Here is a 14,502-nt window from a genome sequence, read left to right as displayed (position 1 = left end):
GGTCGCATAAGACCTCTCAGCGCGAAATCGCTCAGATCCCCGGCGCTACCGGTGTCTCCTCACGATCACGCACGCCGTGGCGGGGCAGGAACATGGCCGGGATGATGATCACCGCCGTGAGGCCGAACGCGACCCAGAACGCGAACCCGAATGAGTCGGCGAGCAATGGTCCGACCACCGGCATCAATTGGGGTGGGATCGAGCTGATTTGACCGGAACCTCCACCGCTGGAAGGTATTCCGTGCTCGGTCAGCTGTCCCGAGAGGTGCTGCGTCAGCGCTGTCACCAACAAGGCGCTGCCGAGTGACGCGCCGACCTGTTGAATGGCCGAGAGTGTGGGCGCCGCGCGTGTCACGGCGTCCCTGCCCAGTCCCGTGTACGCGGCGGAAATGGTCGGCATCATCACCGCGCCGAGGCCCATACCGCGCACGAACAGGGCCACACAGAGCCAGAGGTAGGAGGTGTCGGTGCCCACGTGCGTGAACGGGAAGGTGCCGATCAGGGCGAGTACGACGCCGACGGGAACCACATAGCCCGCGCCGATGCGGTCGGTGAGCCGGCCACCGATCACCATCGCCACGACCGCGCCCAAACCCTGGGGTGCGAGCAGCAGACCGGCGTCGAGCGGGCCCTGTCCGCGCACGGTCTGGTAGTACAGCGGAAGCAGTAGCATGCCGCCGAACAATCCGATGGCGACGAGAAAGACCGCGATGGTTCCGCTGGCGAACAGGCGGTTGGTGAGCAGGCGGACGTCGACGATCGAGTCGGCTCCCTTGCGCAGGCTGTGCCAGGTGTAGAGGGCCAGGCCCGCGACGCCGCCGATGAGCCAGCCCAGCACGCCCCACCCGCTGAATCCGCCATGTGAGCTGGCCTCGGAGAGCCCGTAGAGCAGACAGACGAGGCTGCCGGAGAGCAGGATCAGCCCCCGCACGTCGAGACGGCCGTGCTCGGGCAGGGTGTCGCCGTGTGGGAGCTTCCAGATCGCGAGCGCGAGGGCGAGGGCGCCGACGGGGACGTTGACGAGGAAGATCCAGTGCCAGCTCGCGTACTGGACCAGCAGGCCACCGATCACCGGGCCGAATACCGGTCCCAGCAGCATGGGGACGCCGAGGATGGCCATGGCCCTGCCGAGGCGTTCCGGGCCCGCGGCGCGGGTGATGATCGCCTGCCCGGCAGGCAGCAGCATGCCGCCGCCGAGTCCCTGCAGGATGCGGAAGGCGATCAGGCTTTCGATGGACCAGGCGGCCGCGCACAGCGCCGAGCCCGCCACGAACAGAGTCACCGCGGTGAGCCAGACCGGTTTGGGCCCGAACCGGTCCATCGCCCATCCGGTGACCGGGATGACCAGCGCCACCGCCAGCAGATAACCGGTCACCACCCACTGGGTCGTTGACAGGGTCGCGCCGAGTTCGGTGCTCAGCGAATCCAGGGCGACGTTCACGATGGTGGTGTCGAGCACCACCATGATCAGGCCGGACACGACGACGAGCCCGGTGACGATGACGCCGCGGTCGAGTTTGCCCGACTGCCGCGCGGTGGAGGGTTCCATATCAGCTCCCTCGTTGAAGGTGCCAAGACTCGACCGGACGACAACTACCCGCGAACCAGCGGTCGGTGCGGCCGACCATCGCGGTGCTGTCATCCACAGATTGTCACGAACCTTGCCATCGAGGGCGAGATCGGACGTGTCGGGGTGGGGGAAATCTCCGCGGACCGGCGACGATGAACGCGATCCTCCGGTGGTATGAGGATGGCGCGGGCCGCCCGGCAGAGCCGGACAGAGCGCGCCCGGGAGGCACTGCCGGGCGCCGCGAGCATGAGCGGACACACCGACGAGCACCCGACGGCGTCACCCGGAGGATTCGAATTTCAGCCGGAAAGGCGGGCGCGTGAGCAGTCGCCGTCGCGGGGTGCGATCTCGGCCGCGGGCACTCGGTGACCGGAGGGCGGCGTCAGATGTGGTCGTGGCCGGAGAGGCGCTCGTGGTCGATTTCGGCGTCGCGTTCGCGGTCGCGCTCATAGTCGGATTTGGCGTTCACGTTCCACGAGATCGGGTGTGCGCCGGGGCCGCAGTCCTGGCTGAACTTGATTGTCGATTCGGGGCGGATCCGTACTTCCTGGACCAGCGGGCGGAGGTCGCTGCACATGACGAATACGCCGGCGGTCGCCGGACCCACATCGGTATTGGTGCATTCGATATCGAGACGGCTGTCGACCGGCGCCGACGAGCAGAACGCATCACGGGGCGGCAGCGCTCGAGCGGATCCCGCGCCGACGGTCGTCGACACCGTCACGGCCGCGAGACCGGATATCGCCGCGCCCACGATCGACAGCCGACGGGCGCTTCTCTTGGGAATAAACACCGAGTTTCCCTCTTTCACTGCACTACAGAGCAATTCCCGCAATCGTATGCACACCGGGGTCTATTTTCCAATGGAAGGAATTCCCCCGCGGCGCTCCTCGTTGCCGCTCGGACCGAGGTTCAGCCCGAACGATCCGCCGAATCACGCACATCACAAAGCTTTCGAACCGTTGTCCACCGGCCTGCCCGCGGTGTGCGAACAGCGCTTCGGCACGGCGTCGGCGTCGATCAGATCGAGGGGAGATACTTGGCCAGCGCGGTCGCCACGCGGGTCACCTCGACGCAGGAATCCCCGTGCCCGCTTGTGGCCGTTCCCGCGTCGAGATTCGGGCCGACGGCGAAAAGGGCACTTCCGCCCGGAATCGCGAACAGGATGTCGCACTCGCCGGCAATCGTGTTGTTGCGCATCCGCACCGCCCGACGGTCCCCGATGGCGAGGTTCTCCCGGTCGGTGTACTTGTCGTTGTTCAGCTCGTGATCGTATGCGATGCCACCGGCACCGATCTCGGCCAGATACCAACCGCCGCCCCAGTCGCAGAGGTGATACGTCGTGAACTGCACGACGCCTTTCTCTTTGGACTTCGGATCCAGTCCGGCCGCCGTGATGGCGTCGTCCGGGAGATCCTTACTTTCGCACGGATTCCACAGGCTCGGTGCCACATTCGAGGTCTGGATGGTGGCCGGAGTCGACGTGTTCGAGGATTGCGAACATGCCGTCAACCCCAAGACCGACATGGCCGCCATCAGTCCGACCCGTCTGCAAGACACGCCCATCATGTTCCTCCCCGCGCCGAGGGCCGGCGCATGATGTATCCCCGGCATTGCCGCCGATCCAGATCCTAGCGCGCATCGACCTGCCGGGAACGTCCCGCGACGCACCGGCAGGGGCCACCGGGCTCACTTGTCGGCATCGGTTGGGGGCGGGCTTCTTTCGTCGATGAGCCCGCGGATGGCCGCTCGGGTCGGATCGGAACACCCGACGTCGATCCATGGAGCCCCGCGCCGCACCGACTCAGGCGTCGTCCATCGGTGCCGTGTGCCCGAGTGTGATGGTGTGCACGGTGTCGTCCGAGCTGATCGTGACATGACTGGTCGCCGGGGGATAACCGGTGGTGACCACGGTGTAGTCGCCGCTGTGCAGCCCGGGGATCGTGTAGCGGCCGTCGCCGTCGGTGCGGGTGTGCGCGATCGGTGTGCCGGTGCCGTCCAGCACGCTCACCTGTGCGTTCGCTACCACGCCCGCATCGGCGCAGACCCGGCCGGTGACTGTCGCCATCGATGTCATCTCGATGTCGTGGTGCAGGCGGCCGCTGTCGGGAACGGTGAGAGTTGTTGCGACCGGGCACATGTGGTGCGCGTTGGCGACCAAGGTGTAGCGGCCGGGCAGCAGACCGGGGCACGCATAGGTCCCGGCGGCGGTGGTGATCGCGGCGCCGACCACGTCGCCGCCGAGGTCGGTGAGCGTCACCGTGGCCTCGGCGACCGGGGCTCCGTTTCCGGTGCGGCGGACCGTTCCGGACAGCTCGCCCGCTGTCGGCAGTGTGATGTCGTGATGCTGCGAGCCCGATCCGGAATTCAGGGTGAGGGCGGCCGGTCCGTACCCGTTCGCCGACACGATCAGGACCTGAGTGCCCGTCGCGGGCGCCGCGATTCGGTAGCTTCCGTCGTCGCTGCCGGTGGTCCGCGAAACCTGATGTCCGCGTTGATCGATCAGGGTCAGGACCGCGCCTGGTACGGGGCCGCCGGTCTCCCCGCGGACACGACCGCCGATCCATCGGCTACCACCGGATATCGGCGAATCGTCGATCGGCGAGCTCGGCAGCGGGGTGGCCGCGACCGAGCCACGGTGCCCGCCGCCGACCGGGACAGGTCGCCGCACCGTCACCAATTGTGCGTGCAGAGCGAACAATTCGCTGCTGACCGCTCGCGACCCGCTGGCGTAGTCACTGCCCTGTACGGGGATGCCGAGCCGGGCGGCGAGGTCGGCCAGGAGGTCGTCCAGATATCCGAGGTAGTGCAGGGCGTGCTGCAGGTGCACATTCTCCGGCGTGACCGATACGACCCGCTGTAGTCGCCGGATATCGTCGGCGCCCCGGACCCACACGTCGAATGCGGGCGTGTCGGTGGCGTTTTCGCCCTCGACGATCTCGGCCATCGTGTCGATCGAATCGGCAAGACCGGCGGTGATCGTCAGCAACCGCTCGCGCTGATCGGTGGTCAGTACCGCCTCGCCACTGCCGACCGACATCTCCCGGGCGCAGACGGCCGCCGCGCGCAGAGTGGCGCGGATATCCTCGGTGCGCTCGTGGTCACCGCCGGGCAGGCGAATGAGTGAGCTGCTGAAGCGGTCCAGCTCGTGCGCGGCCTGGTCCACCGCCCGCGCTTGTTCCCGGGTGCCGTCGGCGCCGGCGAACCCGCTCCACACCTCACCGGACTCCCGCACGAAAGTGGCCAGTGAGCGCACATGGGTGACCTGGGCGTGGCGCAGCAGCGTGCGAGTCGCGATGGGTAACACCACCAGACCGACCACGGTGGTGATCACCGCGCCGATGGCGTTCTCGCCCGCGCGCAGCACCACGATCGAATCCTCGTATCCGCCTGTGAAGGCGTAGAGCTGGATGAGCGCGAAGGCCAGTGCGCCGGCCCACACCGAGTAGTAGGCGCTGATCGCATAAGCCCCCACCGTCATTGCGACACAGAGCAATACGACGGTCGCGAACGGATGTTGCACCCCGACCACGTGGGCGACACCGACCCCGATGAAGCCTCCGACGAGTGTGCCGACGACGCGTTTGACGGTCTTGCGCATGCGGTCGTGCGGTGAGTGCGTGCCGCCCATGACGATCAGCACGCCGATCAGCGCCCAGTAGTACCGGTAACCGTTGAGCGCATCGCCCAGCGGGATGACGATGAACAACGCGATCAGCGTCTGCGCGGCGACCCGGAGCTCGGGTTTGGGGTTGGCCCAGATGTTCCACGGCGGCCGCATTCCTCCGGAGGCGAGGACGCGTCCGGCCAGCAGACCCGCGCCGGGCAGTTTGCCCTTGTCCAATTCGACCGGGGTGGTGAACGGTTCGTGGTCCGCATCGTCGGGCAGGTCACCGGCGCCGGTGAGCCAGGCCTCGTTGGCTCGATGTAGATCGCCGAGTATCGCGACGAACCGGTACAGCCTGGAGATGAGGTGCTCGTGTTCGGGATCCCGGGAGTCGTCTTCGTGCCGGGCCAGCCAATCCAGCAGTGCGGGTATGGATGTCGCGGGCGCCGCGCCGCGGTCGAGATCGGCGAGGGTGGCGAGCAGTTGCGTGCGCACTTCGTCCGGTAACGGGCCCGCGCAGAGCTGGATCGTGGTCCGGCCCAGGGCGTGTGCGGCGCGTTCGGTGTCGAAGACCAGCCGATGGATGCGCACCGCCGCCGGCCCGGGGAGCCCGGAACTGGTCAGATACCCGTCCACCAGCATGGCCGCGTCGTTGAGGTGGTTCATTTCGGTGCGCAGTGCGCGGACCGCGCGAGTGCTGCCGTCCGATGTCGCGAGCAGGCGGGTCGCCCGCCGGACGACATACCGGGTGCGGGCCAGAAACCCTCGTTCGACGTGGACGAAACCGGTTTCCGGGCGCATCCGGCACAACAGCACCTGAACGACCGCTGCGGCGACGGCGGCCACCGCGACGATCGGGGCGATGTACTTCATCTGTTCCACCGGGATGGGTACCAGTAGCCCACTGAGGAATCCGGCGAACAACATCACGCCCGCGTCGTGCCCGAACTCACCGAGGAATGCGGGGGCCGCGACCTGGATGACGACCGCCGCGGCCGCCAGGATCAACGCCGCGATCCGGTAGGGCTCGACCTCGATCGCGCAGAACAACGCGAGCAGGAACGCCGGCACACCCCAGACACAACGGACTGCCAATCGGCCCGCCTTGGGGCCGGCGACCGTCAAACCGACCAGCAGTCCGACCATGCCGCCGTAGGTGAGACCGAAAATGACCGGATGCCCCAGGGCCCGCGCCATTCCGTAGCCCACCGCCAGGGTTGTCGCGAAGACCGCCAGCATCCGCCATCCCGAGCGCAGTCTGGCCAGGGCCGGGTCGGTGGCCTGCAGATGATCACGCAGGCGTACGGGCCACGACGGCCGTCCGGTCGGGCATCTATCGCCACTGCCGAACACGCGTGACAACAAGCTGTTCTCCTGACTCCCCGATGACCGGCGGATCCGATGAACCGGTCCGCCGCGCACGCCGTCGTTGCCGTGCCCCCACGCCAAATTACTTAGCTATGCTAAATTATTGGCTACAGTCATGCAAGTATGCAGTACTGCAAAAATGCTAGGATCATCCTTGTGAGCAGCGTAAATACGGGGACGGGCCTCCGGGAGCGCAAGAAGCAGCAGACCCGCGAGGCGCTGCATCGTGCCGCCATGCGCCTCTACGCGGAGCGGGGTTCGGACTCGGTCACCGTCAACGACATCTGCGCGGCCGCCGATGTCTCACCGCGCACCTTCTTCAACTACTTCGAATCCAAGGACGGCGCGGTCCTGGATTGGTACGAGGAACAGGCCGGCGGATCGCTGGCCGATCGGATCGCCGCCCGTCCGGCCGATGAGGAACCGTTGCTCGCCATCTACGAGGCGATCAAGGCGGGGATCCGGCGCCTGCAGCAGAGCCCGACATGGCGGGAGTATCAGCAACTGATGCGACAGAACCCCCGCTTGGTGCCGGACTCGATCGCCGACAGCCGCCGCTCCCAGGCCCTCATGTGCGAAGGAGTGGCCCGGCGGACCGGGCACACCACCGACGACCTCTACCCCCGCGCGCTCGCCGCGGCCGCCCACGCGATCACGCGGGCGGCCCTGGCGCAGTGGGATCCCACGGATCCGGACTCCGACCTGCCGGCCATCCTGGATGCGTCGTTCAGCATGCTCGCGTCGGGGTTTCCGTTGCCGTCCGCATAGGAATTCATCGGCCCCGGGATGTCGCGCCGCCGGCGTGGGCGGCCCCACGTCGCGGAATCGAAAATGCCTGCGCCTCAAGCATTGCCCGATACCGCATCGAGCAGACGCGCGCGTTCCCCCTTCGATTTCTCGGTTCCGGATACCGGCTCCGCGAGCACACACAGCAGCAGCGCCACGCCCACCGCCCCCGGGTCGGGATGGCCGACGGCGCGCTCGCCGAGGTAACTCGCGCGACCGCGACGGGCCCGCAGGGCCGCGGTGGACAGTGCTCCGGCCACCGCGGCGCTCACCATCGCGTCGACATGGTCGCCATCGGCACCGAGCGCTTCGACGGCGGGAGCCAGTGCGTCGACCATGGTGCGGTCGCCGACTTCCGCCTCGCCGACGCGCTGGATGGCGGCGAGACCGTCGCTGATGCCGCCCCTGAGGGCGTCGACATAGGAATCCGACCGTGCCGCCCGGGTGCCGAGTGATTGGAACAGCAGGCCGAACAGCGGGCCGCTCGTGCCGCCGACCTCGTCGAGGAAAACGGCTCGCACCGTATCCCACGGTGCGGGGGCGTCCGGTCCGGCGAGGCGGTCGGCGACCTCGGAGAAACCCTCGCGCAGATTGACGCCGAAATCTCCGTCCCCGGTGATCTCGTCCAGCGTCGTCAGCGCCGGCTCGGCCGCGGAGAACACCTCCTGCAGCCGGGCAACCGTGCCGTCGAGCGTCGTCATCGCCTCACTGGTCATCGTGCGGCGTCCTTCCAGGCGGGTGCGCCGGTCGGGGCATGCCAGAGATCGAGCCAGCCGTCGGCGAGTCGGGTGAGGGTGATCGAGAAGCCACTCATGTCCAGTGCCGCAACGAATGTGCCGACCTGGACCGCCGCGATGTCGTGGCCTCGGGCGGTGAGTGTGCGCGCCGCGAGTTCGAGTACCGTACAGAGCTCGAGTTCCGTCGTCGCCCCGAGGCCATTGACCAACAGCAACAACGGATGTCGATCATCGCCGGGCAGCGATGCGAGGATATCGGTGAGCATCCGGTCGACAAGTTTGGCGAGCGGTGGCCTGATGATCGAGGTCGAGGCGCGTTCGCCGTGAATTCCCACCCCGTATTCGAGCTGATCGGGTTCGAGTTCGAAGGCGCGCGTCCCGGTATTCGGCGAGGTGAGCGCCTCGGTGGCCACCGCGATACTGCGGCTGTGCGCGGCCACCTCGCGGCCGAGGGTGGCCAGTGCGGCGAGGGTGTCGCCGCGGTCCGCGGCGGCGCCGAGGATCTTCTCGACGACGATCGTCGCGGCTGTCCCGCGCCGTCCGGTCGCCGTCTCGTCGGATTCGGTGGCGACATCGTCGTCGACGAGTACCCGATCGACCTCGATACCGTCGGCGGCGAGCCGTTCCGCGGCGATACCGAAATTGATCTTGTCACCGGTGTAGTTCTTGACGATGTGCAGCACCCCGCCGTCCCGCGCGACGGTCCTGCTCGCCTCGTAGACCTGGCGATTGTGCGGCGAGGCGAAGATCTTGCCCGGTACGGCCGCGTCGAGCATCCCCGTGCCGACGAATCCGATGTGCATCGGCTCGTGGCCGGAACCGCCGCCGGAGACGAGGGCGACCCGCCGGGTCGGCGCACCGCGATCGTGGTGCACGAACAGCGGGTCGGTCGTGAGCCGGACCCACGGGTTGCGGCGCACGAAGCCTTGCAGCGCCACCTCCGGACCCTGGCCTGGTTCGAGTAAGAACAGTGCGGGCACAGATATCCTCCTCGTCGATCGACTGCGTGATCTCGAGTATCACGGAGCCGGGGTGCTGCCCGAGCGCATATTCCCGATCTTCGTGCGCCGCAGGCGGAATGAGCAGGTGGGCGCCGAGTGCGCGATTCGCCGAGCCCGGACATGGCGCGGGCTCGGACGCACGACAACCGCGCGAACGCCTGGATCGCCGGCGGTGTCGGCGGATACGGCCGACGTCACGAAGCGGTCCGATGTGGTCGTGGACCGTGCTTGCTCCGGGGGGTGCCCCAGTACGTCGCTGCGCGCAGCACCCACTCGACAGGGCCCTGGTGAAACACGCGGAGCCACTGCCGGCTCGCGAGGACCAGGGCCGCGTAACTCGTAATCCCCAGGGCGATGACCACTGGCCCGGTCGGCGTGAGTGCCAAACCGTATCCGCTGTAGAGAACCATCATGAGAAGCGATTGCCCGATGTAGTTGCTTGCGGACATGCGCCCGGCCGAGGCCATCCAGCGGGCGACGTGTGCGCCGCGGCGCATACGGGCGAACTCGAGTATCAGGTACGCGTAGGCAATGGTGATGAAGGGGTTGACCAGTTCTTGAACGCCTGGCCAAAAGCTCGGCGCCGCCGTGATTCCAGCAGTGTCGGCGAATGTCATGGTGGAAACAGGAATACCGATGACCAGTCCGGTCCATACCGGCAACGAAGTCCAATTCGGGAGCCTGGCCGGATCGTGGAGCAACTTGGCCTTGCCCGCGGCGAAGCCCACCAACACCATTGCGAAGCTGGGAATCCCCTGGCCGGCCCACGTCATGACCGTGAAACGGACAGCGACATCCGTTTGGATCGCGAAGGTATCCAACGGAGTTCCGGCGTAGCCGGTGCGCAGTCGATCGACCAACAACCACGAGTCCCAGTCTCCGCCTCCACCCGAATGGAAGGCGAGCAAGCTGAATGCCAGGTAGAGAGCTGCGCCGGAGCACAGCGCCGTCGCTGGGCGAATCTTGCGGAGACACAGCAGGATCGGGCAGAAGACTGCATACAGGGTCAGAATGTCGCCGAACCACAGCAGTACGGCGTGTATCGACCCGATGAGGCCGAGTGCCGCGCCACGACGCAGGACACGGATTCGCGTCGGGGTGCCGGAGCCACGGGAACTGTCCAGTTGCAGAATGAACGAATAGCCGAACAAAAAGGCGAACAGGAGATAGAACCGTCCTTGAAAGAACGCTGCTATCACGGCATCGGCAATTCGATCGGCAGTGCCGAAGTGCACCCAGAGTTGTAGCGGGGTCGCCGGGCCATCGGATGTGAGTATGCCGGTGAGTACGGCTGCGTTGGCGAGCAGGATGCCGAACAACGCAAATCCCCGCAGAACGTCGACAGTGCCGATCCGTTCTTCAGAATTCTCGCTGCTCCGTATCGCGCTGGACGGCAAGTTCACTCGGGCACGTTCACTGCGATTTCCCCGCCGAGGTGGTAGCCGTCGGCGAGATGCAGATTGTCGCCACTCCAAAACCGGCCCGGGTCATACCAATTCGGACGCTTCTCCGGCAGCAGACCCATCGCCTGGTAGGTCATGGCGACGATCTCCGCGCAGTACGCGTTCTCCAGACCCGCCTCGGTTTCGCGGTTCTTCGAACGCTTCGGCAGCGGTATCCGGCCCCGGAACCACCGGCCCGCCAGTGCGCTCGTAGAGGGGAAGGGCATGCCGTCCAGGCGTGCCACCGTCCGCAGCGCCGCGTCCTCCATCTCGCGTGTCACCGGCCGATCCAGCTGGCGCACCCAGGCTTGCTGTCCGTACTCGTTGGACCAGCGCAGGACCGCGGCCTGCAGGTCGTGCAGCTGGGCGCCGCGATGGTGGTTGCCCGACCAGATATCCGGCAGTGCCCGGCCGAGCTCGGCATGCCAGATCAGGGCCGGCAGGTCATCGACGACCACCGCCATGCCGACGTGGTTGACCGGGCTGTTGGTCAGCCCGCGGATCGCGCGGTCGGCGCCGGAATGTCCACGGAACAGCCATAAGTCGCCCGTCCGCGTGAGTTCCACCGCTTCATCCAAACCGATATTCGAGGGCGCTTCGCGTGGCACGACGACTAGCCTAGGCGTATGCGGTGGTGGAAAGTAGTGGGCTTGGCAGGTGCCGCCGGTGTGGCGGCGACCGGAGTGGTCATCGTGCGGTCCGAGCGCAAACGCCGGGCGTACACCCCGGATCAGGTCCGGGACCGGCTACACGCCCGCCTCGGGGATCAATCCGGCACCAACGGTGACGGCAAGCACTGACCCGGTCCATGAAGCGCTGGCGCACAACAGCGTTCGATGCCGCCGGTGCTCAACGGCAGATGTGGGTTCCTCGACGTGTCGACGCGTCCGGAGTAGTGGACGCGGCGTCGTCGACCTGAAATCGGCCGGATCCGCTCCGGCACCTCGACGAGGTGGCCCGCGGATCCACTGCCTCGGCACACGAAGCCGCTCGGCCGGCGCCGGCCGGATCGCGCTCACCGATGTGGTCGTCCATGGCCGGGATCTGGCACGAGCCCTCGACCGGCCGTTCGCACCCCTGGACCGCGGAGTCGTCGTTACCGCGGTGCACGAGGCTCGGTGGAGGTTGCCTTCCGGCAACGGCTGCCCGTCCCGGAGCTCGTCCGGGTCGTGACCGGCCGTCCTCATCCGAAGAAGTCCGGGGCGTTCGTCAGTAGTTTCCGCCGGGCGGGTATTCGGAGAAGAACTGTTGTAGCAGGGGAGTGGCGGCGTCGAATCCCCACCGGACCACACCGAGAATGGCATTACCCGTATTGATGACCACGAACCCGATGACGTCGCGATTTTGTTCAGCGAGTTGCTGGAGTGGCTCGATGATATTCGTGAACATGATGTGTCCTTCGCATCCGAGCGGATGGATAGCTTCAAGATTGCCACAATGGTCGAGAGGTGGCCAGACATGGAGAAGGGGCTGATCCGATTTCTCGGATCAGCCCCTCGCCGCGGCAGTGGTCTACTCGGTGTCGTTCTTGCTGTAGTAGACGGTGATCGACGGCCAGTCACCGTCTGCGGTGACCTCGTTGTGCAGGATCAGGTCCGCTACCGTTACCGTGCCGAGGCCTTCGATCGTGGACGCGATGGTGCGCAACAGCTTCGGTACATCCGCCTGGCCGGGACCAGCAGGGTTCGCCTGGGCGAAGTGCAGCGTCTCGTACTCGGTTGATGTCATGAAAGTTCCCCTCTGGTTCGACTCGAACTACTTGCGCCCGCGCTTCTGCTTATTGCGGTCACCATTGTACTTTTCGGCCTGCTTGATCTTCTGCATAGCGCGTTTGTAGGCAGCCGGATCGTACGGCCGGCCCGCGTTCTTGTTGTCGATCGCCGCTTGCTCCTCGGCCGACAGCTGCGCGCCTTTCGGTGCCTTCTGGGCCACCACGACGCTCGCGGGTGCGGCGGCGGCCGTCTGTGCTTCGACTGCGGACCCGATCGAGACCGCGGCGAGCGCGGCGAGCGCGACGACGGCAGACTTTGCGGAGTTCTTCACTGTGATTCCCACCCTTCGATATCAGCCGATGCGGAATGAGCCTCATCGGAGTTGCGGCGCCATCAATTCCCCTGTGCCGCTACTGGATTAGAGGGCCGGCCCGGCTCGACGGTTCCATCCGCTTTCTGTGTGCTGCATCACAGCTGCGGGGCCCCGGTCGAATTCGGCCGAATCAGCGCCCACCCATCCCCGACAACGCGATCCCCCGTACGAACGACTTCTGCGCGAAGGCGTAGACCAGAAGCATCGGCGCCACCATCAGGATGGAGACCGCCATGAGGACCGGCCAGTTGGTCTCGTACTGGCCCTGGAGCCGCACCAATCCCAGTGTCAGCGTGGAGATCTCGTCGCGCTGGATCATCACCAGCGGCCACAGGAAATCGTTCCACACCGTGACCCAGGTGAGTACGGCGAGCACCATCACCGCCGGTCGGGCATGTGGCAGCAGGACCCGCCAGTACGTCTGCCACACCGAGCAGCCGTCGAGGATGGCCGCCTCCTCCAGCTCGACCGGCAGGGTGAGGAAGAACTGCCGCATCAGGTAGGTGCCGAAAGCGCTGCCGAACAGGCCGGGCACGATCATCGCCAGCGGACTGTCCACCCAGCCGAAGCTGCGCATGAGGATGAACTGCGGGATGACCGTGACGGTCGCCGGAACCATCAGGGTGGCGAGATAGGCGACGAACAGGACGTCGCGTCCCTTGAACGGCAGGCGGGCGAAGGCATATCCGGCCAGCGAACAGAAGAACACCTGGCCCGCGGTGACGCAGCCGGCGTAGAGCACGGTGTTGAAGAAGATCCGCCCGAACGGCATCAAATCGAAGATGTCACGGTAGTTCGACCAGGCCGGGTGGCGCGCGACGATGCTGGTGTCGGAGATGTTGCCCTGCTTCTTCAACGAACTCGACAGCGCCCACAGCAGCGGAAACAGCGCGCACCACGCCATCGCGACGAGCGTCAGGTACAGCAGTGCGCCGCGCCCGGTACGGCGGAGAACGGCACGATTCGCGATCGCTGTCGCCACCTATGCCTCGCTTTCGTGGGCGTTGCGCCGGGTGAATCGCAATTGGGCCAGCGTCAGCACGAGCAGGATCGCGAAGATCACCCAGGCCAGGGCGCAGGCGTAGCCGATGTCGTCGAAGGTGAAGGCGTTCTGGTACAGCATGATTCCGAGCACATACGTGCCGGTTTCGGGACCGCCCTTGCCGCCGGTGAGGACGTAGGCCTGATCGAACACCTGGAACGAGTTGATGATCGTGATGACGAACGTGAACGCCAGTGCCGGCCGGATCAGCGGCACGGTGATCGAGCCGAACCGGCGCAACGCACCGGCGCCGTCGATACGGGCGGCTTCGTAGACGTCGTCCGGTATGCCCTGCATGGCGGCGAGCAGGACGATGGTGGCGAACGGGACGCTCTTCCACACACTGACCAGACACAGCGAGACCATCGACCAGGCGGGGTCGGTGAGCCACGGGACCGGGCCCACGCCGATCCAGCCGAGGGCGGTGTTGAGTACCCCGTAGTCGGTGCTGAAGGTGAGTCGCCACACCACCGCCATCGCCACCGTCGAGGCGACCAGCGGCATGAACATGATGCTGCGAAAGATGCCGATACCCTTCAATTTCCGGTTCAGGGCCGCCGCGACGGCCAGGCCGATGACGATGGTCGGGATCAGCGTGCCGACGGTGAAGATCAGCGTATTGCGCAATGCCACCCAGAACAGCGGGTCGTGCGCGAAGAGCCTGCGGAAGTTGTCGATGCCGATGAACTTCGGCGAACTGAACAGATCCCACCGATACAGGCTCAGATACAGGGTGAACACCAACGGGAACGCCATGAACACCGCAACCGCGATCAGATTGGGTGCGATGAACACGCGGCCCGCGGCGGCCTTGCGCCGGCGCAGTGCGGAGCGCCGTGGGGTTGTCATGGCGACACCCGGTCG

At 66.5% G+C, this 14,502-nt stretch carries 15 protein-coding genes; 2 read left to right on the top strand and 13 right to left on the bottom strand.

Going from position 1 to position 14,502, the window contains the following annotated elements; all coding sequences use genetic code 11:
- Window positions 1-31: 31 nt before the first annotated feature.
- From AB0L57_RS16170 to AB0L57_RS16155, 4 genes are all read right to left on the bottom strand, one after another.
- On the bottom strand, window positions 32-1,549 hold the full coding sequence (locus tag AB0L57_RS16170) for a DHA2 family efflux MFS transporter permease subunit (protein WP_364962075.1): 1,518 nt from the start codon (window positions 1,547-1,549) through the stop codon (window positions 32-34).
- Window positions 1,550-1,952: 403 nt separating this feature from the next.
- Window positions 1,953-2,381 carry a hypothetical protein gene (locus tag AB0L57_RS16165; protein ID WP_364962073.1) on the bottom strand — a complete coding sequence of 143 codons (429 nt, stop codon included), beginning with the start codon at window positions 2,379-2,381 and terminating at the stop codon, window positions 1,953-1,955.
- Window positions 2,382-2,590: 209 nt separating this feature from the next.
- Window positions 2,591-3,130: a DUF3558 domain-containing protein gene (locus AB0L57_RS16160; protein ID WP_364962070.1), complete on the bottom strand. Its 540-nt coding sequence runs from the start codon at window positions 3,128-3,130 to the stop codon at window positions 2,591-2,593.
- 244 nt (window positions 3,131-3,374) lie between these two features.
- Complete coding sequence (locus tag AB0L57_RS16155; protein WP_364962068.1) at window positions 3,375-6,542, bottom strand: carboxypeptidase regulatory-like domain-containing protein; 3,168 nt, start codon at window positions 6,540-6,542, stop codon at window positions 3,375-3,377.
- A 159-nt stretch (window positions 6,543-6,701) separates the two neighbouring features.
- Between AB0L57_RS16155 and AB0L57_RS16150 the strand changes: the two genes are divergently transcribed.
- Window positions 6,702-7,313, top strand: a complete 612-nt coding sequence (locus AB0L57_RS16150) for a TetR/AcrR family transcriptional regulator (RefSeq protein WP_364962065.1) — start codon at window positions 6,702-6,704, stop codon at window positions 7,311-7,313.
- Between the two features lie 74 nt (window positions 7,314-7,387).
- Here the strand turns inward: AB0L57_RS16150 and dhaL are convergent, their stop codons facing one another.
- From dhaL to AB0L57_RS16130, 4 genes are all read right to left on the bottom strand, one after another.
- Window positions 7,388-8,047 (bottom strand): dihydroxyacetone kinase subunit DhaL, encoded by a 660-nt coding sequence (gene dhaL / locus AB0L57_RS16145; protein WP_364962062.1) that lies wholly within the window; start codon window positions 8,045-8,047, stop codon window positions 7,388-7,390.
- Entirely contained in the window at window positions 8,044-9,048 is a 1,005-nt protein-coding gene (locus tag AB0L57_RS16140; protein WP_364962060.1) for a dihydroxyacetone kinase subunit DhaK, read from the bottom strand. The genes dhaL and AB0L57_RS16140 overlap by 4 nt, the downstream gene beginning before the upstream one ends.
- A 215-nt stretch (window positions 9,049-9,263) precedes the next feature.
- Entirely contained in the window at window positions 9,264-10,472 is a 1,209-nt protein-coding gene (locus AB0L57_RS16135) for a DUF418 domain-containing protein (protein WP_364962057.1), read from the bottom strand.
- Complete coding sequence (locus AB0L57_RS16130; RefSeq protein WP_364962054.1) at window positions 10,469-11,119, bottom strand: hypothetical protein; 651 nt, start codon at window positions 11,117-11,119, stop codon at window positions 10,469-10,471. Before AB0L57_RS16130 ends, AB0L57_RS16135 begins: the two co-directional genes overlap by 4 nt.
- A gap of 18 nt (window positions 11,120-11,137) precedes the next feature.
- On the opposite strand from AB0L57_RS16130, the gene AB0L57_RS16125 reads away from it, so the two are divergent.
- On the top strand, window positions 11,138-11,311 hold the full coding sequence (locus AB0L57_RS16125) for a hypothetical protein (protein WP_364962052.1): 174 nt from the start codon (window positions 11,138-11,140) through the stop codon (window positions 11,309-11,311).
- A 409-nt stretch (window positions 11,312-11,720) separates the two neighbouring features.
- Here AB0L57_RS16125 and AB0L57_RS16120 read toward each other — a convergent pair whose 3' ends face one another.
- The 5 genes from AB0L57_RS16120 to AB0L57_RS16100 form a co-directional block, all read right to left on the bottom strand.
- A complete protein-coding gene (locus tag AB0L57_RS16120; RefSeq protein WP_364962049.1) occupies window positions 11,721-11,900 on the bottom strand; it encodes a hypothetical protein in 180 nt (59 codons plus the stop codon).
- A 123-nt stretch (window positions 11,901-12,023) separates the two neighbouring features.
- Window positions 12,024-12,239 (bottom strand): hypothetical protein, encoded by a 216-nt coding sequence (locus AB0L57_RS16115; RefSeq protein ID WP_364962046.1) that lies wholly within the window; start codon window positions 12,237-12,239, stop codon window positions 12,024-12,026.
- Window positions 12,240-12,266: 27 nt separating this feature from the next.
- Entirely contained in the window at window positions 12,267-12,554 is a 288-nt protein-coding gene (locus tag AB0L57_RS16110; RefSeq protein WP_364962044.1) for a hypothetical protein, read from the bottom strand.
- A gap of 172 nt (window positions 12,555-12,726) precedes the next feature.
- Window positions 12,727-13,578, bottom strand: coding sequence for a carbohydrate ABC transporter permease (locus AB0L57_RS16105; protein WP_364962042.1), 852 nt, complete (start codon window positions 13,576-13,578; stop codon window positions 12,727-12,729).
- Window positions 13,579-14,487 carry a sugar ABC transporter permease gene (locus AB0L57_RS16100; RefSeq protein ID WP_364962039.1) on the bottom strand — a complete coding sequence of 303 codons (909 nt, stop codon included), beginning with the start codon at window positions 14,485-14,487 and terminating at the stop codon, window positions 13,579-13,581. It abuts the gene before it with no gap.
- Between the last annotated feature and the right edge of the window lie 15 nt (window positions 14,488-14,502).

This window comes from Nocardia sp. NPDC052254, from assembly GCF_040679495.1.
GTDB lineage: Bacteria > Actinomycetota > Actinomycetes > Mycobacteriales > Mycobacteriaceae > Nocardia.
This window is presented reverse-complemented; position numbering and strand designations above follow the sequence as displayed.

Coding starts and splice junctions, on each gene's coding strand:
- AB0L57_RS16170 (WP_364962075.1), bottom strand. CDS start 1,549: ATGGAACCCTCCACCGCGCGGCAGTCGGGCAAACTCGACCGCGGCGTC.
- dhaL (WP_364962062.1), bottom strand. CDS start 8,047: ATGACCAGTGAGGCGATGACGACGCTCGACGGCACGGTTGCCCGGCTG.
- AB0L57_RS16125 (WP_364962052.1), top strand. CDS start 11,138: ATGCGGTGGTGGAAAGTAGTGGGCTTGGCAGGTGCCGCCGGTGTGGCG.
- AB0L57_RS16120 (WP_364962049.1), bottom strand. CDS start 11,900: ATGTTCACGAATATCATCGAGCCACTCCAGCAACTCGCTGAACAAAAT.
- AB0L57_RS16115 (WP_364962046.1), bottom strand. CDS start 12,239: ATGACATCAACCGAGTACGAGACGCTGCACTTCGCCCAGGCGAACCCT.
- AB0L57_RS16100 (WP_364962039.1), bottom strand. CDS start 14,487: ATGACAACCCCACGGCGCTCCGCACTGCGCCGGCGCAAGGCCGCCGCG.